This window comes from Yersinia sp. 1652 StPb PI, from assembly GCF_041538345.1.
Classification (GTDB): Bacteria; Pseudomonadota; Gammaproteobacteria; order Enterobacterales; family Enterobacteriaceae; genus Yersinia; species Yersinia enterocolitica_E.
In genome coordinates this window covers 1,078,789-1,099,503 of sequence record NZ_JAULSM010000002.1, presented here as the reverse complement: position 1 = coordinate 1,099,503, position 20,715 = coordinate 1,078,789, and the positions used below count along the sequence as shown (strand labels likewise).

Genomic DNA, 20,715 nt, shown 5'->3' with positions numbered 1-20,715 from the left:
TTGACCGATTAGGTTCTTAAAGCATCAATGGCGGCAGTTGGCATCGATATTACGGATTTGAGACTATTTTCAATACGTTCAACAATTGCCACCCGCGGGCCAGCAAGCCAGCCGTCACTGCTGTAAAAACGTGCCTCAGCATTCACTAATGCCTCTTGACTGTCAAAGGCACGCATCAGGTAATAAGCGTCTGGGTCGTGCAGCGATTGACCATAAGCGACGACGTCCATCCCCTCCCTGGCGTGCAAGGGAATGCTGATCTCTTGCATAATTCGGTGGAATTCCACACCACTACCCGGTTTCAATGTGTATTGCAGTATTTCCAGTATCCGAGAATCCATTTTGCATATCCTGTCATTAATATCCATTGAGATTTTATTTCCCGCCGCAGATACCTTCCTTACCGCTTAATCACTTTTTCCCGATGGCATTCGCTGGCATCTAATACCTTACCTTGCTGTGAAGATACTGTCAGCTTACTGATCGGATGCCCACTCTGATTATCAACTAAAATAGAGTGCTTTTCGCCAACAGCAAACAAGTGATCTTCGCCCCATTGGCGTAGGCTGACCACAATAGGGAATAATTGGCGGCCTTTATCCGTCAACACATATTCATGGTAAGCACTGCCATCAGAGGCCGGGACTATCATCAGAATGCCGTGTTCAACCAACTCACGCAGGCGACCCGCCAAGATATTTTTCGCCAAGCCAAGGTTATTCCGAAATTCGCCAAAACGGCTGATCCCATCAAAAGCATCACGAATTATCATGAGTGACCAGCGATCCCCCAAGACCTCGAGCGTTCTGGCAACCGGGCATTCTTCTGCCCCTATCTGGCCTTCACTCGTTTTAGTCATTCTTTTACTCCGATCATTTGCTGGATAAGCTGGTTGCATATTAAAACCACATTGGTTAAAAATCAATTACGTGGTTTCAAATAAAAACCAGAAAGGTATCAGGTATTTTTATGTCCATCAGAAAAGAATCAGCAAAGAGTCGCACTCGGCGATTACCACAAACTGCTCTGGCACCACACCTCACATCAATAGTGGTGCCACTCTTGGCGATGGTATCCGCCATGGCGGTCGCCAATGTCTATTTTGCTCAGCCCCTACTCGATACGATGGCAACGGATGTTAACGTTAGTCCGTCGGCGATCGGTCTGGTGGCTGGTTATCGGTGTCGTGATATTAGATTTTGCCGTTCAGACGGTGCATGTAACTAATCAGACCATCATATTGGCGCTACACCCTGATGCCCAAAGCCGCCTGGTTGCTGGCTATATGTTGTTCTATTCCATCGGTAGCGCCATCGGAGCTATCAGTGCAACGATCGTATATGCGAATGCGGGATGGTCAGGTGTTTGTATTCTTGGGGGGATGATAAGTGCCACTGCAATGCTATTTGCACATCTGGCGTACAGGAAATATTCCACAGTATAATTAGTTGAATATCATTAATTTTATTTATACATCTATTGTTCGACCTATACTCATGATAGTTATCGATAACCTAGTTCAGACTATACAGGAGTCATCGTCATGCTGAATATAGATCGGAAATACCTTATGAGCCTTGATGAAAGTACCTTAAAAAAACAACGGATTATCATGCGGGTCATCGCAATCTTGCTATTACTGGGCGGGATCTTTTGCCTTATTAACCCACTGGCCTCCAGCGTTGTTCTCAGCAAAATTATTGGTGTCCTACTGCTACTCAGTGGGATTGCAATGATCGTGGGTATGGTAACCAACCGTTCCCATAATCTTTGGCCAATGGTGACCGGTATTTTACTCGGCATCGCATATATTGTGATGGGTTATGTATTTATTACCAATCCAGCAATAGGGATGATAAGTCTGGCTGTGGTGCTGGCGGTGCTGTTTGCCTTTGGTGGGGTGATGCGGTTGATAACCGGTGTTAGAACATGGGGAATGCCGGGGGCATGGCTACAAATCTTGCTCGGCGTCTTGGATCTGATTATTACCTATCTATTGGTGAGTGCTGGCCCACTGATGTCGATCACCATGGTTACGACTCTGGTCGGGATTGAGATGCTATTTAGTTCATTTAGCTGCTTTATGGTCGCTGGTTTATATAAACAGAATTAATAACACATTATTCGCAGCGGTATCCTGAATTGCGATACCGCTGTCCTGGAAATATTCTCATGTTCGCTACTGACTATCACTACTCAGTTTGTGAACTGCCACTGTGAAATAACAATAACCGATTAATTCACTCACCCTAGGTAGGCTGCGTGAAACTAACTGATTTTTTAATTGCTCTATGCATTACCGCAATTTGGGGGGCTAATTTTTCGGTAATAAAACTTGGCCTGATTGCCGCAGACCCGCTTATTTTAGCCGGGATTCGCTTTACGCTTTACGCTCTGCACCCTGCCCGCAGTCCTTTTATCAAAAAACCTGACACTTCATGGCGATACATAATAGGTTACGGCCCACTGTTTGGTATCAGCTTATGGGGTATCGTCAATCTGGGTATTAAAGCAGGTGTCTCAGCAGGAATCGCTTCGTTAGTGCTGCAATTCGGCGCGTTCTTCACCATGATCCTTGGCGCGTTGCTGTTGCGCGAAAAGCTCTCAAGATATCAATGTATCGGGATTGGCATCGCGCTCTTAGGGCTAATCAGTATTATTTTCATCAGTGATGGTTCTGTCACGCCTACTGGCCTGATATTGGTATTGTGTGGTGCAGTGGTATGGGGGCTGATTATCGGTCTCTACGGTAGGCGGCTTATCGGCTTGCTACAGAGGAAATTCTCAATGGCTCCCTAGTTTTGCTGCCACCCAGTAAAATGGCCTGACTGAAGGTGCTATAGTCAGCTTTTATACTCCGACGAGAGCTATTATGTCCCGCAGCCAGCGTCTGCTTGACCTGATTCAAGTGCTACGCCGCCATCGCTATCCCGTAACAGGGGCTGCGCTGGCGGAGGAACTGGCTATCAGTGTGCGAACACTTTATCGCGATATTGCCACCCTACAACAGCAAGGCGCTGATATTGCAGGCGAACCCGGTCTGGGCTATGTGCTGCGCCCGGGTTTTATGCTGCCGCCCTTGATGTTCTCCGAAGAAGAGATAGAAGCGCTGGTATTAGGATCACGCTGGGTCAGCCATCGTGGAGATGCCCATCTGAGTACCGCTGCCCGTAATGCTTTGGCGAAAATCGCGGCGGTTTTACCTGCAGATTTACGTGACGAATTAGATGCCTCGACACTGCTCATCGGCCCTGTCGGCCATATGCCTGACTGTGAACTGGCGCTACCGGTCTTGCGCCGCGCAATCCGTGCCGAGCGCAAAGTGGATATTACCTATCAAGACCTGAAAGGGGCTAACTCATGTCGCCGCATCTGGCCTTTTGCTATCGGTTTTTTTGAACAGGTGCGCGTGGTGGTTGCCTGGTGTGAACTGCGCCAAACCATCCGTAACTTTCGCGCGGATCGAATAAGCGCAATTTCTCTTACGGATCAACGCTATCCTCAGCGCCGACAGCTATTGCTAAAACAGTGGCGGGAAGCGGAAGGCATCGATGATCAGTCGCTGCTGTCGACACCACCAAAACCGTAGTTTTTTATTGTCGCTACAAATCAATAATCACTACTGACAGAAACTGTCAGTATGCCCCGCTAGGATAGAACCCAGTTAAGCGACATTCGGTTAACAAAAAAACTATCCATTTGATTAGATACCTAAAGTATTTGGAATTTCAGGTAGACGGTCGAGCACCAACTTGAGCGCTACAATTTCAAGTACCAAAGGGATAAGGGGAAAACCATGGCAGATCCGAATTTCATTATTCTTTATGTTGATAGCCCGGCCACCAGCGCTACGTTTTATGGTGACTTGCTGGCAAAGGCACCGGTAGAACTTCACCCAACCTTTGCCATGTTTGCACTGGATTCAGGGGTGATGCTGGGCTTATGGTCAAAACATACGGTTGAACCGGCGGCGACAGCCACGGGTGGCGGTGGTGAAGTGGCTTTTGCTCTGGCCGATAAAGCTGAGGTGCAATCGTTATATAATGACTGGCAACAGCGCGGCTTACCTATTTTGCAACAACCATTACAGATGGATTTCGGCTATACCTTTGTGGCTTTAGATCCTGATGGTCACCGCTTGCGGGTCTTTGGTGGCTGATTAATAGCCGAGTTATAAATAGCCATCGCGAGAAACGAAGGGAATATACTTTATAGGTATAATTCCTTCGTTTAATACTTCATGTTACTGCCCCTTCCCTGATGTCATATTCATGACGGCTATCACAATCAGCACACTGCGATTTCCCAAGTTGCACAGCACCGTCTAAATTTGAATAAAAAATCTCATCCGACCACTTGCTGCATTCGGCCAGAGCGGCAGAGACATAACAATAACGGTTTGGTGATATTGCGCAGCTTTACGTTGCTGCAATATAGCCAGAGTGCACCCGATGGAGACTGCAATGTTAGCTTACCCTCACCTGCTCGCGCCCCTTGATCTTGGCTTTACTACCCTGAAAAATCGCGTATTAATGGGTTCGATGCATACCGGGCTAGAGGAATTACCCGATGGACCTCAACGTTTGGCCGCATTCTATGCTGAACGGGCCGCCGGTGGTGTCGCCCTGATTGTCACCGGGGGTATCGCTCCCAATAAGCAAGGCGTGGTGTATCAGGGGGCCTCAGTATTAAATGATGCGGCGCAAGTCCCCCATCATCAAATCGTGACGGATGCAGTACATCAGGCGGGCGGTAAGATCGCGCTGCAAATCCTACATGCCGGCCGTTACAGCTATCAGAAACACCCCGTGGCTCCCTCCGCATTGCAAGCGCCGATTAACCCCTATACCCCACAGGCATTGAGTAGTGATGAAGTACGGCAAACTATTGCCGACTTTGCCAACTGTGCACAGCTTGCCAAACAAGCGGGTTACGATGGTGTCGAGGTGATGGGATCTGAGGGCTATTTGATTAACCAGTTCCTCGCCGCCAGAACTAATCAGCGCGATGATGACTGGGGCGGGGACTTTAGCCGCAGAATGCGCTTTGCCGTAGAAATTGTGCGGGCAGTCCGTGAGGCGACTGGAACTGATTTTATACTGATTTACCGCCTTTCGATGCTTGACCTGGTGGAAGAAGGTTCCAGTTGGCAAGAGATTGAACAATTGGCGCAGGCGGTTGAACAGGCCGGTGCCACCCTGATTAATACTGGCATTGGTTGGCATGAAGCACGTATTCCCACTATCGCTACCATGGTGCCACGGGCCGGATTCAGTTGGGTGACGCGCAAATTGATGGGGGCGGTGGCTATTCCGCTGATCACCACTAACCGCATTAATGACCCTGCGGTTGCTGAGCAGGTACTGGTTGATGGTTGCGCGGATATGGTGTCAATGGCGCGCCCGTTCCTCGCTGATGCGGCGTTTGTCCAAAAAGCAGCACAACATCGGGCCGACGAAATTAACACCTGTATCGGCTGCAATCAGGCCTGTCTGGACCAGATTTTCGAAGGCAAACTCACTTCATGCTTAGTCAACCCTCGCGCGTGCCGTGAAAGCGAAATGCCCATACTCCCCACAGAAACACCAAAACGCTTAGCCGTCGTCGGTTCCGGGCCGGCCGGGCTGGCTTTCGCCGTTACCGCCGCCAGTCGTGGTCATCAAGTGACGCTATTTGATGCGGCAACAGATATCGGTGGCCAATTCAACATTGCCAAGCAGATCCCAGGTAAGGAAGAATTTTATGAAACGCTGCGCTATTTCCGCCGTCAGTTGGTGCTCCATGGTGTTATTCAGCAGCTAAATACCTCGGTACAGCCACAGCAGTTGGCTGATTTTGATGAAATTATCCTCGCCTGTGGTATCCAGCCACGCCTGCCAGCTATCAAGGGGATTGAGCATCCGAAAGTCCTTACTTATCTGGATGTATTGCGCGATAAAAAACCGGTCGGTGAGCGCGTGGCCATTATTGGTGCGGGGGGAATTGGTTTTGATACCGCCGAATACCTCAGCCAATCCGGTGATTCCAGCAGTCTGGACAGCGCTGCATTCAGTCGTGAATGGGGCATCGATCAACATTTGGCATATCGTGGCGGATTATCCCCGGCGGGGGCCAAAGTGCATCCGTCACCAAGGCAGATTTTCTTGTTACAACGGAAAACCAGTAAAGTGGGTGAAGGCTTGGGTAAAACCACCGGTTGGATCCACCGTACCAGTCTGGCGATGCGTGGGGTGAAAATGCTTAACAGTGTGAGTTACGACAGCATTGATGATGAAGGTTTGCATATCACCCGTGCAGAACAGGCGAGCTGTTTACCCGTCGATACCATCATTATCTGTGCGGGCCAGGAACCGCGTAGGGAATTACATCAACCCTTACTGGATATGGGGAAAACCGTGCATTTGATTGGTGGCGCGGATATCGCCGCTGAGCTGGATGCACGCCGGGCAATTGATCAAGGGACGCGTCTGGCGCTGGCTATATAAGCAATAATAAGCAAAACAGGGGGTGGCATGCCCCCCTGCGGCTTCAAGCAGGGAATACCCAAAGTAATTGGAGTCGCAGGTAGGCAGCAAGTGAACAACAAATTGGTCGGGAACCGATTTGAACAGCAGTTATGCTAGCCCGCAGGGTGAGCCTCAAGGATGAGGCTCATTAATCCCGATGAGCTTACATAAGTAAGTGATTCGGGTGAGTGAACATAGCTAACACCCCTGCGGCTTCAAGCAGGGAATCCCCAAAGTAATTGGAGTCGCAGGTAGGCAGCAAGTGAACAAATCCCGATGAGCTTACATAAGTAAGTGATTCGGGTGAGTGAACATTGCTAACACCCCTGCGGCTTCAAGTACGAAGGGTATTTAGAAATCGCTATACGACATATCAAGACTACCGCTACCACCCCCCTCGGAACGGGATGATGCCGTTTTCACTGCTTTCAGCACCATAAATTTCTGGTTTGAATCCAATGTTTCGCAGTTACCGAACAAACGTTTAAGTTTGTGGAAATAGTCCAGATGGCGATTACCCACAATCATCAGTTCCCCCCCCACCTTCAGACAACGTTTAGCATCACAGAACATCTGCCAGGCCACATGGTCACTGACCGCATGCTGTTGGTGGAACGGAGGGTTACATAGCACCAGTTGCAGGCTCTCACGCTCAACACCGGCCAAACCATGGCTTACCATGAATTCACAGCGTGGTAAGTCTTGTGGGCGGTTATAGGTGATATTCAGCTCACTGGATGCAACGGCCATATAGGACTCATCGACAAACAGCATTTCTGCCAATGGATTTTGTTCCAATGCAATTAAACCGACGACACCATTACCACAACCCAGATCCGCGATTTTGCCCGCCACATCATACGGCAGAATCTCCATAAAGAAGCGCGCGCCGATATCCAAATTATTGCGAGAGAAAACGTTAGCATGGTTATGGATGACATATTCGGTATTCGCCAGCGGCCAATCGGTAGTTTCCGGCGCATCTGCCAGTGGCATATCTGCCACTTCGCAGTGAATCAGGCGGGATTTCTTCCACGCCAGTGTGGTTTTGGTCGGACCAAGAATTTTTTCGAACAATTGCAAAGTTGAATTATGCACATCGCGGGATTTCGCCCCGGCAATAATCACCGTATCTGGGGCTACGACCAGGCGCAATGCGCGTAATTGCTGCTCCAACAGCGCCAAAGCTTTAGGGATCTTAATCACCACCAGCTTAGGAGCAGCAGGTAACGCATCAATACTGCTTAATAGGGTAACGGCATTTTCATCTAACTGATTTAACTGCACGTTATGCGTCGTCGCCAACTGGCTCATATAAGAGTCACTGACACTGAATGGACGATAAGCATGTAAAGCACAGGCCAGCGTTCCAAACTGATCATTAAATACCAGCACCGGGCGGCCATCAATTTGGCTTAAGTCAATGTTTTGTAGCAGATATTCATCTGCTGCTTCCCACGCCTGTAGGGTATTGGAATTTTCTTGTGGTGGAAAACGCTCAAGCTCAAGGCTTTGCGTTCCCAGTAAGAGTTGGCTCATCACCGCTCCTGAATAATAAATTTGGGCTGTTTATCCCCTAAAACGGGCGATCAGTAAAATGTTTTTTTGCTTAAATGACGTTTTATCGAGACTAAGGCTAGCAAAGCCAGAAAATCCCCTAGGGTATAACAGAGACATCAGCATAACGAACGGCTTAAGATAGCGTAATGAAACACCGCTCCCACCGCGTCAAAACCCTTATTAAATATTATTTTCATGTTAAGTCATTACCAATGTACTCAATTCCTCTTCACTCAACATAAAATACCAGCGCCCCTATAAAGCCACAGATTTAATTAGCATTTTATTATCACGTATTCATCGAGGTAATTAAATAAGAAATTATTTATTATTTAAGAATTTAAATTTTATTAGTTTTATTTTAAAGGGTTATAGCGCCTAAGCCTATATTTTCACATCAAAAATAATTTTATGAATGGAAATCATACCATCCGTAATAACAGGGCTTGAATATCAATTACCAGGAAGGTAAACCAATAATGTCTTCATCAAATTTTATTAATCTGGATCATAATAATAGTACGCAGCTAACTATTACGCCCCACCTATCATCACAGCACGAATCATATCGCGTATCCAACTGTGCCAAAGCTATCAGTGCTCTGTTGTTGGCATTGAGTGGCACTGCCGCTTGGGCAGATGACGATAGAAGAAAACATTCTATACAGCAAGGGGCTGAACATAACATAAACACCAACTCTGCTCAGTTGCAGAATATGTTCCAAAACCTTAAGTATTTGGCACAAAACATGGAAGAAGTTGGCCAGCAAAAGTTGGCACAGCATATGAAGCAAGAAGAGCAGCGTATACGAATTAGCCATCTGCCGATGGATCAGCAGATGGATAGGCGCATCGCGCTGAAGCTCAATTCGCCCGACTCAGAGCTAAAGAGGTTGGAGGATGACAGTGAGCGTCTGCAGTCGCAATTCAACCAGTTGGAGAAACAGTTGCAGAATAGGTACCCGCTGGAGTACCTACAACTGCAATTACAGGAGTACCAGCAACTACCAGAGGAAGAGCAGCAGCATCACCCAAGGGATAGGCAGTTGGTAGCGCACCAGGAACACCAGCAAAGCAAGGTGAAAGATCATATTGGCAATAATGATACGTTGCCGGCAGAAACGTTTAAAGATTCTGAAACTCCTGACGTTTCTGCTACTCCAGCAAAAAAAGACAACATAGCTGAGACAACTAAATCTACGCCGCCTGGTAACATCCAACCGGCAGCAACAACGATAACAACCAAGCCTAAAAAAGCAACACCACCCGCCCCAAAACCCAAAAGGCTACCGGTACCTGAACCAATTCTCAAATCACCCCCTATCATTAGCCATAACCCGCAAGCCGGTAGCTATCTTGCCAACCAAATGGCCGCACAACAGATGTTTATTACTGACGACCTACAGCATCGCCAAGGAGAAACTCCCTACACTGACCCAATGACGGGCGAGCAAAAAGTTACCGGCATGTGGTTAAACACCAATGGGGCGATAACCCGTTTTAGCTCCGGTCAGGACCAACTCCACACCAAAGGCACCCGCTATTCAACTCAGTTAGGGGGCAAAATAAGCCAATGGAGCAGCGGTGAACATGATCTAGGAATTCTGGGAATAACTGCCGGTATCGGTAAAGCCAGCAGTCGTAGCAATTCCGCCACATCTCAGCATCAAGCTAATGGGTCTGTAGTTGGCTATAACTTAGGGTTATATAGCGTCTGGAATGCCGACAACATCAGTCAGCTTGGGCCTTATATTGGCTTACTTGCGCAATACGGAATGTTTAATAATCAGGTTAAGGCACCAGAAGTCGTCACCGGTGCGAATTATAAGTCTTATATATTCACCACAGCGTTAGAAACAGGTTACAAAATTCAATTGATCGAAAAAGAGAAGGCTAAGTTATTTGTACAACCGAAGGCGAAAGTATTGTGGCAACGTAGCAGTGGGCTGCAACATAAAGAACTCACCGGGCCACAGATAAAGATGGAAGAGAACAATACGGTTACGACCAAATTAGGATTACTTACAACACTAGAATTTGGCGCTGATACTTTATCTACTACTAACACCTTAAAAATCAACCCGTTCATTGAAGCTAATTGGATAAATAGCAACGGGAATAAAGGGCTATTACTGGATGATGCCCATATTACACCGCAAGGAATGAACAACATTGCTGAGTTGAAACTAGGTGTTGAGGGCAAGTTCAATAACAACCTTAAGCTATGGAGCCATCTTGGTCAGCAGTTAGGTAAGCACAATTACTCAGATACCCAAGCGACTTTGGGTATCAATTACCAATTTTAAATTAGTTAGATACTAATTTCTTAACTAAAAACCAGTACCAGCAAAGTGTAACGTGATGCTGGTATTGGTACTTTTTATTTAAGTCATTAGATTTGGCCCAACTGCACAATAGGATTTTGTCTAAACGATGGGAAAACGTTATTATCGGCCCATATCCGCTATCAATTGATTGACTAACTTAGCCAGAGCAAATACATATGCAGGAACTAACTTATCTGCAAGGTTATCCCGAAAACTTACAGTCTCAGGTACGCCAACTCATCACCGAACAGCGTCTGGGGAATGTATTACGTCAGCGCTATCCACAATCCCATGATTACAATACGGATAAGATGTTGTATCAATACACGGTTGATTTAAAAAACCAGTATCTACGCAACGCTCAGCCGTTAAGTAAAGTGGCCTACGACAGTAAAATTCAGGTGATGAAGCATGCTCTCGGCCTGCATACCGCAATTTCCAGGGTGCAAGGTGGCAAATTAAAAGCAAAAGCAGAGATTCGGGTCGCCACTGTGTTTAAAAACGCGCCAGAAGCCTTCCTAAAAATGATAGTGGTTCATGAATTGGCGCATTTGAAAGAGAAAGATCACAACAAAGCATTCTATAGTTTGTGCTGCCATATGGAGCCGCAATATCATCAGTTAGAGTTTGACACTCGCCTCTATCTGACTCATTTGGATCTGTTTGGTGCGATTTATTAGTATTTGATTTACAAAGCCATACCGAATAGATTTCAAGGGGCAGACAGGCGGCAAGCAAGTGAACATAGCGCCCCCTGTAACGTCAAGTACGAAGGGAATTCGCCAAGAAAATCCCCTGTGGGTGTAACCATCTGGCGGTTCAACGTGTTTTTCTTCTGTAGTAACGGAGTTCACTATGATTCGCTTCGCTGTTATTGGCACTAATTGGATCACCGCACGCTTTGTTGATGCCGCCCACGAAAGTGGCAAGATGAAACTGGTTGCCGTTTACTCCCGTAAGCTGGAACAGGCCCAAGAGTTTGGCGATGATTACAACGTTACTGACTGCTTTGATAATCTGGAAGCCTTGGCGACGAGTGACCAGATTGATGCGGTGTATATTGCCAGCCCGAACTCCCTACATTATCCCCAGGCAAGATTGTTCCTCAGCCATAAAAAACACGTTATTTGCGAGAAATCGCTGGCATCAAATCTGGCTGAAGTCGAAGCGCTGGTTGCCTGTGCCCGCGAACATCAGGTCGTGCTATTTGAAGCTTTTAAAACTGCCTATCTGCCTAACTTTATTCAGTTAAAGCAGGCACTGCCCAAGGTGGGAAAATTACGTAAAGTCACCATTAACTTCTGCCAATATTCATCACGTTACCAGCGCTATCTGAACGGCGAAAATCCCAACACCTTTAACCCAGCCTTTTCTAATGGCTCGATCATGGATATTGGTTACTACTGTTTGGCTAGCGCACTGGCATTATGGGGCGAGCCGAAGTCAGTACTGGCCAGCGCCAGTTTGCTCCCCAGTGGGGTCGATGCCCACGGCACCGTCTGTATGAATTATGGCGATTTTGATGTGGTTCTCATCCATTCAAAAGTCAGCCAATCGGATATCCCCAGTGAAATTCAGGGGGAGGATGGTTCGCTGATTATTGAAAGTATCTCTGAATGTCTGTCTATCGCCTTTACCCCAAGAGGGGGCCATTCGGTGGATCTGACGCTGCCACAGCATATTAATACTATGCTGTATGAAGCTGAGGTTTTTGCCAATTTGGTGGAAAATGCACAGGTGGAACACGCTGGTTTGCAGTTGTCGTTGCTCACCTCGCGTATTCAAACAGATATTCGCCGCCAGACTGGGGTTATTTTCCCAGCAGATACCCAACCACCGGCTGTAAGTTAATTTACTTTCAATGATTGACCAGCAGCCCGTTTTCCATTATTTTTGCGCGGCAAAGGGGAGTAACTTCATTGCCGGTCAGCCGTCATTACGGTGCGAAAGCACCCGGTTACCGGGCAACCTCATTATGTACTAGCACCTATGGGTGTTGTTACATTATCGGTGTTGTAAGTGAGACCTTGCCGGAAGGCGAGGTTTGCTTGCAGCTCAGACATAGCGGCTAGCGTCTTCCGACGTTGGCCGTTTTTGTTTTTAAGAGGTTTATGAATGATGAATACCGTGGGTACTCCCTTATTGTGGGGTGGTTTTGCTGTTATCGTGACGATTATGCTTGCCATCGATTTACTCCTACAGGGGCGTCGTGGCGCGCAAACCATGACACTGCGTCAGGCTGCCTGCTGGTCGCTGGTGTGGATTAGTTTGTCTTTACTGTTTAATGCTGGTTTTTGGTGGTATCTGGCCGAAACAGTGGGGCGTGATATCGCCGACAAGCAAGCACTTGCCTTCCTGACCGGCTATTTGATCGAGAAAGCACTCGCCGTAGATAACGTCTTCGTTTGGTTAATGCTGTTTAGCTATTTTGCTGTTCCTGCCAATTTGCAGCGCCGGGTACTGATTTACGGTGTGCTGGGTGCGATTGTACTGCGTACTATTATGATCTTCGCCGGCAGTTGGCTGGTGTCGCAATTCAGTTGGATCCTGTATCTGTTTGGTGCCTTCCTGCTGTTTACCGGTATCAAAATGGCATTGGCAAAAGAAGACGATACTCCCATCGGTGAGAAACCACTGGTTCGCTGGATTCGTAATCACTTACGCATGACGGATGAGTTACATGGCGACCGCTTCACTGTGCGTAAAAATGGCCTGCTCTATGCAACGCCACTGGTGCTGGTATTAATTCTGGTTGAGCTAAGTGATGTGATTTTTGCCGTTGACAGCATCCCAGCTATCTTCGCGGTGACCACCGATCCCTTTATTGTGTTGACCTCTAACCTGTTCGCTATTTTAGGTCTGCGTGCCATGTATTTCTTACTCGCAAATGTGGCCGAACGCTTCTCAATGTTGAAGTATGGTTTATCCGTCATTCTGGTGTTTATCGGTATCAAAATGATGATTATTGACCTGTTCCATATCCCTATTGGCATTTCATTAGGTGTGGTAGCCGGTATTCTGGCACTGACATTGTTAATTAATGTCTGGGTAAATCATCGCGCAGACCGCCGTTTAGCAGCAGATAAAACCCTCCACAAGTAAGCTGCCTGACGCTACAATCTATTATGCGGGGGAGTAATAACCCCGCATTTATCCCGTATATTTCGCCACTCACCAAATGTTATTACGATCACATAAATGTAAACAAAATGTTATGCAATATTGATCCGTATTGGATTTTGCTGATTGTCTTTTTCCTCGCCAATAGATTCCCTTATACTGTCAAAGCAAACACACCCAGTTACAAATAATATTAAGTTACAGGTGTGAACATAAGTGCTCAGCCCCGTTCCGGTTTGAGTGCTAAATGGGTAAAAAAATAAGACAAGTTTAACTTGGGAAGAGGCATCACTGGAAACTATGGAAAAGACACCATCTGGATTTATCGGGTTTATCGCCCGTGGCAGTTTAGTTAAACAGATATTGGTCGGTTTAGTGGCGGGTATCATTTTGGCCGTGGTCTCTACCCCTGCCGCTACAGCCGTTGGTCTGCTCGGTACATTATTCGTTGGCGCATTGAAAGCTGTTGCACCGATATTGGTTTTGATGCTGGTCATGGCCTCCATTGCCAACCATAAACAGGGGCAAAAAACCAGTATCCGCCCTATTCTGTTTTTGTATCTATTGGGTACCTTTTCAGCCGCATTGATTGCTGTGGTGGTTAGCTTTATGTTCCCATCCACCCTGATTCTGGCGACCAATACTGCTGAAATCACCCCTCCCGGTGGGATTGTCGAAGTACTGAAAGGCTTGCTGAGCAGCATAATTGCTAACCCGATTCATGCGCTGCTCAATGCCAACTATATCGGCATTCTGGCCTGGGCCGTGGGCTTGGGTATTGCCTTGCGTCATGCTGCGGATACCACTAAAGCCTTAATTAATGATATGTCTGATGCTGTGACCAAAGTGGTACGAGTGGTTATCCGTTTTGCGCCGCTGGGTATTTTTGGCTTGGTTGCCTCCACCATGGCAGAAACGGGTTTTGGCGTGTTACTGGGTTACGCACAGCTACTCATCGTATTAATTGGCTGTATGTTACTGGTGGCATTAGTAATAAACCCACTGATTGTGTATTGGAAAATTCGCCGTAACCCATATCCACTGGTCTTTGCCTGCTTGCGTGAAAGTGGTGTAACCGCCTTCTTTACCCGCAGTTCAGCGGCTAACATTCCAGTAAATATGGAAATGTGTAAGAAGATGAACCTGAATGAAGACACTTACTCAGTCTCCATTCCATTGGGTGCCACCATTAACATGGCCGGCGCGGCAATTACTATCACCGTGCTGACACTGGCGGCGGTACATACGCTGGGTATTCCGGTTGATTTGCCCACTGCCCTGCTGTTGAGTGTGGTGGCGGCAATTTGTGCCTGTGGCGCATCCGGGGTTGCCGGTGGCTCACTGTTGCTGATCCCATTGGCTTGCAGCATGTTTGGCATTCCGAATGAGATAGCAATGCAAGTGGTCGCGGTTGGTTTCATTATCGGTGTGTTACAGGATTCAGCCGAAACCGCCCTGAACTCCTCCACCGATGTGCTGTTCACTGCCGCGGCCTGCCAGGCAGACGATGCCAGACTGGCTAATCCAGATCCACTGGCGAACCGTAAAAGCATCTGAATCAGGATAGTGTCATAACCCGTGGGGGCGATTACAGCCCCCAGTTTTATTGAGCGGCGTCTTCTTTTACCGCTTTCTTCTCAACCCGGAAAGGGTCTATTCCTTTAAGTTGCAGGCGGCGGAAACGGATAATATTAAAACCGTTTAGCAGTAAGAAACTGCCTTCAATTAATGAGCCACCAATAGAACCCAACCATACGTTATGGATAACCCAGCAGACGGTGGAGACCCACATCACACAACGGGTGGTCAGCCCATGGGTGCGAAACAGTGCCCAAGTGCTGATTACCGTGCCAAAAATGGGCAATATTTCCACCGCATGTTGCATACGCCAAATACCAAAAGTCAGCGTCAGGATGATAAAAACCATCATCGCAATATTACTGCGCGTTTTAGCGGCTACCAGATTACGTAATGCGTTAAGCATGGCACTACTGCCGGCAGCACTGGCTCCCATCAGGAAGAAGTGGCAACCAATAATGGCACTGTATGCGGAAAGTTGAAGTTTGAAACGCCGCTCATCACGGTTGAAAAACATGGTGATACCGACAAAAAATGCCAGTACACCAATGGATTGAGCAAACCAATAGAAGGTCATGGTGGGGAGTCCTGAAGTGCAGTTACCCGCACTGAGTCTGACTGTTAATAATGAACCCCCTTCGTGCTTGAAGCCACAGGATTGTTAGCTGCCCTTTACTCAGCAGATTTGTCACCCGAATCACTTACCTGAGTAAGCTCATCGGGGTTTATTCGCGGGCGGCCTACCTGTAACTCCAATTACTTTGGGTATCGGAGCTTATTTATAAAAAATAAAACACCGTTTCATATTATTCGAAAGACATACTATTTACAAGGTTACACCACTTTTAAAGATCGCCAGTTCGCGGAAATCATTCACTTCATTGCGCGCCGGTTTACCATTGGCAATGTCGACAATCAACTCGACAAATTCAGTCAACAAGGTGTCCATTGAGGTGCCGTGAATCAACTTACCAGCATCAAAATCAATCCAATGTGGCTTTTTCGCTGCCAATTCACTGTTGGTTGCCAGTTTCACCGTCGGTACAAAACCACCGTAAGGTGTGCCACGACCGGTACTGAACAGCACCATATGGCAGCCAGCACCCGCCAACGCACTGGTCGCCACCGCATCATTACCCGGTGCGCTGAGCAGGTTCAAGCCAGGACGTTGCAAGCGCTCGCCATATTTCAGTACATCGACCACTTTGCTCTGACCCGCTTTCTGGGTGCAACCAAGGGATTTCTCTTCCAATGTGGTGATACCGCCCGCTTTATTACCCGGTGATGGGTTTTCATAAATCGGTTGGTTGTGAGCGATAAAGTACTGTTTGAAATCATTGACCATACTGACCGTCTTTTCAAAAGTTGCTTCATCGCGGCAACGGCTCATCAGAATACGTTCCGCACCGAACATCTCCGGTACTTCGGTCAGTACAGAGGTTCCGCCATTCGCAATGACATAGTCAGAGAAGCGCCCTAGCAGAGGGTTAGCCGTAATACCGGACAAACCATCAGAGCCGCCACATTCCAGACCAAATTTCAGTTCACTCAGTTTGCCCGGCACCCGTTGGTCATTACGCATCACCTGATAGAGCGCATGTAAATGCTCTAAACCAGCTTCAACTTCATCATCCTGCTGTTGGCAGACCATAAAGTGCACGCGATCTTCATCAACCTTGCCCAGCGTAGTTTGGAAAACATCTACCTGATTGTTTTCACAACCCAGGCCAATCACCAGCACCGCACCCGCGTTAGGGTGACGTACCATGTTTTGCAGCATGGTACGGGTATTTTCATGATCCTGACCCAGTTGTGAACAACCGAATGGGTGGCTGAACAGATAAACACCATCAATACCTTCTGCATCCTGAGTCTCTTTCAGGAAACGCTGCTGGATTTGGCGGGCGATGCCATTCACGCAACCAACAGTCGGCACTATCCACAATTCGTTGCGAATCCCCACATTACCGTTAGCACGACGGTAGATTTGCACCTCACGATCCGCCATTTGTGGTGGCAGGTCACTGAATTCCGGCTGATATTGATACTCATCCAGATCACTGAGGTTAGTCTTGGCATTTTGCGAATGAATATGTTCGCCCGGTTGGATGAGAATTAATGCATGGCCAATCGGCAAACCATACTTAACGATCATCTGACCCGGTTCGATCGCTGTTAAAGCAAACTTATGGCCACGGGCCACCGGCTGAGCCAGCTTAACGCTGAGCTCACCGGTTTCAATGACTTCATCTGCGGCCAGGTCTTGCAGTGCGACAGCAACATTATCCAGCGGGTGAATTTTTATAATACTTTGCATAGTTAAACCTTTAGCTATAGGCCGCTACCGCAGCTCTCATGCCACGATCAATGATTGTTTGCAGTTGCTCTGTCACCTGGTTGGCCAGTTGTGGAACGGCGGTCAAATCCTGCCCCCAATGGGTCGCATCAGACAGTACGCTGTTAACTAACTCAGCCAGAGTGATATCACTGTGTTTTACACCACTCCACAAGGTTGAATAGCGTTCCAACCAGTGAGCATCATCCTGCAACGGGTAAGTTTGCCCCTCACGCTCACCACGGTAAAAGGCGATAAGGGCTGCCAGAGCAAAGGTCAGACGCGGTGGTAACTTGCCTTGCTGCTGCTGGTAGGTTAGCAACTGTGGCAAAATACGCGTACGGAATTTAGTCATACCATTCAAGGCGATAGACAGCAGCTGATGCTGAATGAACGGATTGCGGAACCGGCTTAATACCGCTTGCGAGAACGACAATAATTCGTCTTCTGGTAAATCCAATACCGGTACAATCTCTTCGGTAATGGTTTTCTCTACAAAGCTGCTGATTTGTGCGTCATCCATCGTCTGGCCGACGGTGTCCAGCCCAGAGAGGTATGCCACGGGTACCAGCGCGGTGTGTGCGCCGTTCAGAATGGCAACTTTGCGTTCTTTATAGGGTTTGATGTCATCAACGATACGCACGTTCAGCTCAAGCTGGTCGAGGCGCAGTTCCTGAGCCAGTTCTTTTGGCCCTTGAATAACAAACAGATAGAAGTATTCTGCGGTATCCAGGAAGCTGTCCTGATAACCCAGTTCGGTCTGTAAGGCAGCCACTTCATCACGCGGATAGCCTGTAACGATGCGGTCAACCAGCGTTGAACAAAAAGTATTGTTTTCAGTTAACCACTGGGTGAAAGCGGCAGGTAACTGCCAGTGACTGGCATAACGCAACACCAGTTCGCGCAGTGCTTCACCATTGTAATCAATCAGTTCACAAGGCAGTAACACCCAACCTTTATCTGCGGCACCGGCAAAATGCTCGAAACGTTCAAACAGTAAACGGGTCAATTTAGCCGGGAAAGAGCTTGGTGGTGCGTCACTGAATTGGTCGGCTTCATTCCAGGCAATACCCGCTTCGGTGGTATTTGAGAACATAAAGCGGATATTGGCATCGCGGGCCAGCGCCAAATATTCATCGAACTGACGGTAAATATTGATCTCACGGTTAACCGAGCGGATCAGGCGGGATTCACGCACCGCTTCGCCCTGCTCATTCAAACCACGGATCACCGCAGTGTACAGACCATCCTGAGTACTGAGTGACGGTGGAAAATCAGTATCGATCGGGCGGATCACCACGATCCCGGCATTCAGATCGGTGTGTTCATTGAGTAAATCAATCTGCCAGTCAACAAAAGCACGCAGGAAGTTACCTTCGCCAAATTGAATAATCTTGTCAGGGTGGCTACGGCCGGGAAAGTCACGACGGTTTAGAGTTTGCATCAGGGTTCACCTCATAACGCATACAGCCATGGACCGGCATTACTGACAGTCCGTGCTTTGCAGGCAATCCTTTCTTTGTAGAGAAGGTCTTTACCGCAGTGCAGCCGGGCGTTAAATAAATAATGAGTTAGAGTTATACAGAGCCGCTAACCGGCCCTGTTATTTGTTATTCAAAGCGATTACAGCTCGATGGCAAAATATTGCTTCGCGTTATCGAAACAGATGTTTTTCACCATTGAACCCAGCAGTTCAATATCTGCCGGAGCTTCGCCATCTTCCACCCAACGGCCAATCATCTGGCACAGGATGCGACGGAAGTATTCATGGCGCGTATAAGACAAGAAGCTGCGGCTATCCGTCAGCATGCCAACGAAGCGGCTTAGCAAACCAAGTTGTGCCAGTTGGGTCATTTGGCGTTGCATGCCATCTTTCTGGTCGTTAAACCACCAGCCGGAACCGAACTGCATTTTCCCGGCAGCACCTTCGCCCTGGAAGTTGCCAACCATCGTGCCGATAACTTCGTTATCACGTGGGTTCAGGCAGTAAAGGATGGTTTTTGGTAATGCATTACGCAGGCCCTGAGCATCCAACAGACGGGACAGTGGCTGCGCCAGTGGTTGGTCATTGATGGAGTCAAAACCGATATCCGGCCCCACCAGGTTAAACATGCGGCTGTTATTGTTACGCAGAGCGCCGATGTGGTACTGCTGCACCCATTCACGGCGGTGATATTCGCCAGACAGGAATAGCAACACTGCGGTTTTAAACTGGGCGATCTCTTCAGTAGTGGGCTGATTACCGGCCAGACGGCGCGCCAGAATCGCATCCAACGTGGCTTCATCTGCTTCACCGTAGACCACGACGTCCAAGGCATGATCCGATACTTTACAGCCGTGCGCGGCAAAGTGGTCCATCCGTTTGTTCAGTGCCGTGCACAGATCGGCAAAGCGGCTGATAGAGGTATCAGCGGCAGCTTCCAAGCGCTGCATGTAGTCGTTAAAACCAGCGGCTTCAATGTTGAAGGCTTTATCTGGACGCCAGCTTGGCAACACTTTGATGTTGAAACTGCCATCAGCAGCAATAGCTTTATGGTGGCGCAGGTCATCAATCGGGTCATCAGTGGTACCGACCATTTTTACATTCATCTGCTGCATAATGCCGCGCGCAGAGAAACTGTCCTGAGCCAGTAATTCATTACCGCGTTGCCAGATCTCTTCTGACGTTGCAGGAGATAATAACTTACCTGTAATACCAAATGGACGGCGCAATTCAAGATGAGTCCAGTGATACAGTGGGTTACCAATAGTATGCGGAACCGTTGCAGCCCAAGCTTCGAACTTCTCACGATCACTGGCATCGCCGGTACACAAACGTTCTGCTACACCATTTGTCCGCATAGCACGCCATTTATAGTGGTCACCTTTCAACCAGATGTCATACAGATTCTTAAAGCGGTAGTTTTCTGCGATCTGTTCAGGGGGTAAATGGCAATGATAATCAAAGATCGGCTGATCTTTTGCGTAGTCATGATACAGACGACGGGCGAATTCGGTGTCCAGCAAAAAGTCTTCGGTCAAAAACTGCGACATATTAGGTTCCTCACTTGAGTACATCTTAGAGCACTGCTCTCTGTTATCGCGAAGTTATCACACCAATTTCATCTATCGTCCAGCATTTTTTTATCGATAGAGATCGCAAAAACCTAACAAAAAGAACAAATACTCAACATTTATAATCTATTTAGCCCCTTGCGGCACTAAGTCTGTCGGGTTCTATTATTCCCTAATTGAAAAGTGGTTTTTGTGATATCACTCAACTTTTAAATCTGTATGACAAGTTATTGTT

Annotated in this window: 18 protein-coding genes; 11 read left to right on the top strand and 7 right to left on the bottom strand. The window is 47.8% G+C overall.

The window, feature by feature from the left end:
• Window positions 1-8 precede the first annotated feature (8 nt).
• A complete protein-coding gene (locus Q2T71_RS21515; protein WP_083162354.1) occupies window positions 9-341 on the bottom strand; it encodes an NIPSNAP family protein in 333 nt (110 codons plus the stop codon).
• Between the two features lie 59 nt (window positions 342-400).
• Complete coding sequence (locus Q2T71_RS21510; RefSeq protein WP_372560471.1) at window positions 401-859, bottom strand: winged helix-turn-helix transcriptional regulator; 459 nt, start codon at window positions 857-859, stop codon at window positions 401-403.
• Between the two features lie 234 nt (window positions 860-1,093).
• Between Q2T71_RS21510 and Q2T71_RS21505 the strand changes: the two genes are divergently transcribed.
• The 6 genes from Q2T71_RS21505 (at window position 1,094) to Q2T71_RS21480 (ending at window position 6,485) form a co-directional block, all read left to right on the top strand.
• The gene (locus Q2T71_RS21505) at window positions 1,094-1,444 is read left to right on the top strand and encodes an MFS transporter (protein ID WP_372560470.1); all 351 of its coding nucleotides are present in this window, start codon (window positions 1,094-1,096) and stop codon (window positions 1,442-1,444) included.
• A gap of 99 nt (window positions 1,445-1,543) precedes the next feature.
• Window positions 1,544-2,113, top strand: coding sequence for an HdeD family acid-resistance protein (locus Q2T71_RS21500; RefSeq protein ID WP_372560469.1), 570 nt, complete (start codon window positions 1,544-1,546; stop codon window positions 2,111-2,113).
• Window positions 2,114-2,262: 149 nt separating this feature from the next.
• Complete coding sequence (locus Q2T71_RS21495; protein WP_372560468.1) at window positions 2,263-2,799, top strand: EamA family transporter; 537 nt, start codon at window positions 2,263-2,265, stop codon at window positions 2,797-2,799.
• Between the two features lie 73 nt (window positions 2,800-2,872).
• Window positions 2,873-3,589 carry a helix-turn-helix transcriptional regulator gene (locus Q2T71_RS21490; protein ID WP_372560467.1) on the top strand — a complete coding sequence of 239 codons (717 nt, stop codon included), beginning with the start codon at window positions 2,873-2,875 and terminating at the stop codon, window positions 3,587-3,589.
• Window positions 3,590-3,796: 207 nt separating this feature from the next.
• Complete coding sequence (locus Q2T71_RS21485) at window positions 3,797-4,159, top strand: VOC family protein (RefSeq protein WP_372560466.1); 363 nt, start codon at window positions 3,797-3,799, stop codon at window positions 4,157-4,159.
• Between the two features lie 304 nt (window positions 4,160-4,463).
• Window positions 4,464-6,485, top strand: coding sequence for an FAD-dependent oxidoreductase (locus Q2T71_RS21480; RefSeq protein ID WP_372560465.1), 2,022 nt, complete (start codon window positions 4,464-4,466; stop codon window positions 6,483-6,485).
• Window positions 6,486-6,857: 372 nt separating this feature from the next.
• On the opposite strand, the gene rlmG is transcribed toward Q2T71_RS21480, so the two are convergent.
• Entirely contained in the window at window positions 6,858-8,045 is a 1,188-nt protein-coding gene (gene rlmG / locus Q2T71_RS21475) for a 23S rRNA (guanine(1835)-N(2))-methyltransferase RlmG (RefSeq protein WP_372560464.1), read from the bottom strand.
• Between the two features lie 500 nt (window positions 8,046-8,545).
• On the opposite strand from rlmG, the gene Q2T71_RS21470 reads away from it, so the two are divergent.
• The 5 genes from Q2T71_RS21470 to sstT all read left to right on the top strand — a co-directional run bounded on the left by Q2T71_RS21470 (window position 8,546) and on the right by sstT (window position 15,070).
• Entirely contained in the window at window positions 8,546-10,372 is a 1,827-nt protein-coding gene (locus tag Q2T71_RS21470) for an autotransporter outer membrane beta-barrel domain-containing protein (protein WP_372560463.1), read from the top strand.
• A gap of 197 nt (window positions 10,373-10,569) precedes the next feature.
• A complete protein-coding gene (locus Q2T71_RS21465; protein ID WP_005192896.1) occupies window positions 10,570-11,073 on the top strand; it encodes a M48 family metallopeptidase in 504 nt (167 codons plus the stop codon).
• A 175-nt stretch (window positions 11,074-11,248) separates the two neighbouring features.
• The gene (locus Q2T71_RS21460; RefSeq protein ID WP_083162340.1) at window positions 11,249-12,244 is read left to right on the top strand and encodes a Gfo/Idh/MocA family protein; all 996 of its coding nucleotides are present in this window, start codon (window positions 11,249-11,251) and stop codon (window positions 12,242-12,244) included.
• A 264-nt stretch (window positions 12,245-12,508) separates the two neighbouring features.
• Window positions 12,509-13,495, top strand: a complete 987-nt coding sequence (locus Q2T71_RS21455) for a TerC family protein (protein WP_372560462.1) — start codon at window positions 12,509-12,511, stop codon at window positions 13,493-13,495.
• 318 nt (window positions 13,496-13,813) lie between these two features.
• Window positions 13,814-15,070 (top strand): serine/threonine transporter SstT, encoded by a 1,257-nt coding sequence (sstT, locus tag Q2T71_RS21450; RefSeq protein ID WP_372560461.1) that lies wholly within the window; start codon window positions 13,814-13,816, stop codon window positions 15,068-15,070.
• Window positions 15,071-15,116: 46 nt separating this feature from the next.
• Here the strand turns inward: sstT and Q2T71_RS21445 are convergent, their stop codons facing one another.
• From Q2T71_RS21445 to uxaC, 4 genes are all read right to left on the bottom strand, one after another.
• Window positions 15,117-15,668 (bottom strand): YgjV family protein, encoded by a 552-nt coding sequence (locus Q2T71_RS21445; RefSeq protein ID WP_083162334.1) that lies wholly within the window; start codon window positions 15,666-15,668, stop codon window positions 15,117-15,119.
• Between the two features lie 249 nt (window positions 15,669-15,917).
• Window positions 15,918-17,408, bottom strand: a complete 1,491-nt coding sequence (locus Q2T71_RS21440) for a UxaA family hydrolase (RefSeq protein ID WP_083162332.1) — start codon at window positions 17,406-17,408, stop codon at window positions 15,918-15,920.
• 10 nt (window positions 17,409-17,418) lie between these two features.
• Window positions 17,419-18,870: a tagaturonate reductase gene (locus Q2T71_RS21435; protein WP_372560460.1), complete on the bottom strand. Its 1,452-nt coding sequence runs from the start codon at window positions 18,868-18,870 to the stop codon at window positions 17,419-17,421.
• 179 nt (window positions 18,871-19,049) lie between these two features.
• Window positions 19,050-20,459 (bottom strand): glucuronate isomerase, encoded by a 1,410-nt coding sequence (gene uxaC, locus Q2T71_RS21430; RefSeq protein ID WP_372560459.1) that lies wholly within the window; start codon window positions 20,457-20,459, stop codon window positions 19,050-19,052.
• Window positions 20,460-20,715: the final 256 nt, after the last annotated feature.

Coding starts and splice junctions, on each gene's coding strand:
- Q2T71_RS21515 (WP_083162354.1), bottom strand. CDS start 341: ATGGATTCTCGGATACTGGAAATACTGCAATACACATTGAAACCGGGT.
- Q2T71_RS21510 (WP_372560471.1), bottom strand. CDS start 859: ATGACTAAAACGAGTGAAGGCCAGATAGGGGCAGAAGAATGCCCGGTT.
- Q2T71_RS21505 (WP_372560470.1), top strand. CDS start 1,094: ATGTCTATTTTGCTCAGCCCCTACTCGATACGATGGCAACGGATGTTA.
- Q2T71_RS21500 (WP_372560469.1), top strand. CDS start 1,544: ATGCTGAATATAGATCGGAAATACCTTATGAGCCTTGATGAAAGTACC.
- Q2T71_RS21490 (WP_372560467.1), top strand. CDS start 2,873: ATGTCCCGCAGCCAGCGTCTGCTTGACCTGATTCAAGTGCTACGCCGC.
- Q2T71_RS21485 (WP_372560466.1), top strand. CDS start 3,797: ATGGCAGATCCGAATTTCATTATTCTTTATGTTGATAGCCCGGCCACC.
- Q2T71_RS21480 (WP_372560465.1), top strand. CDS start 4,464: ATGTTAGCTTACCCTCACCTGCTCGCGCCCCTTGATCTTGGCTTTACT.
- rlmG (WP_372560464.1), bottom strand. CDS start 8,045: ATGAGCCAACTCTTACTGGGAACGCAAAGCCTTGAGCTTGAGCGTTTT.
- Q2T71_RS21470 (WP_372560463.1), top strand. CDS start 8,546: ATGTCTTCATCAAATTTTATTAATCTGGATCATAATAATAGTACGCAG.
- Q2T71_RS21465 (WP_005192896.1), top strand. CDS start 10,570: ATGCAGGAACTAACTTATCTGCAAGGTTATCCCGAAAACTTACAGTCT.
- Q2T71_RS21460 (WP_083162340.1), top strand. CDS start 11,249: ATGATTCGCTTCGCTGTTATTGGCACTAATTGGATCACCGCACGCTTT.
- Q2T71_RS21455 (WP_372560462.1), top strand. CDS start 12,509: ATGATGAATACCGTGGGTACTCCCTTATTGTGGGGTGGTTTTGCTGTT.
- sstT (WP_372560461.1), top strand. CDS start 13,814: ATGGAAAAGACACCATCTGGATTTATCGGGTTTATCGCCCGTGGCAGT.
- Q2T71_RS21445 (WP_083162334.1), bottom strand. CDS start 15,668: ATGACCTTCTATTGGTTTGCTCAATCCATTGGTGTACTGGCATTTTTT.
- Q2T71_RS21440 (WP_083162332.1), bottom strand. CDS start 17,408: ATGCAAAGTATTATAAAAATTCACCCGCTGGATAATGTTGCTGTCGCA.
- Q2T71_RS21435 (WP_372560460.1), bottom strand. CDS start 18,870: ATGCAAACTCTAAACCGTCGTGACTTTCCCGGCCGTAGCCACCCTGAC.
- uxaC (WP_372560459.1), bottom strand. CDS start 20,459: ATGTCGCAGTTTTTGACCGAAGACTTTTTGCTGGACACCGAATTCGCC.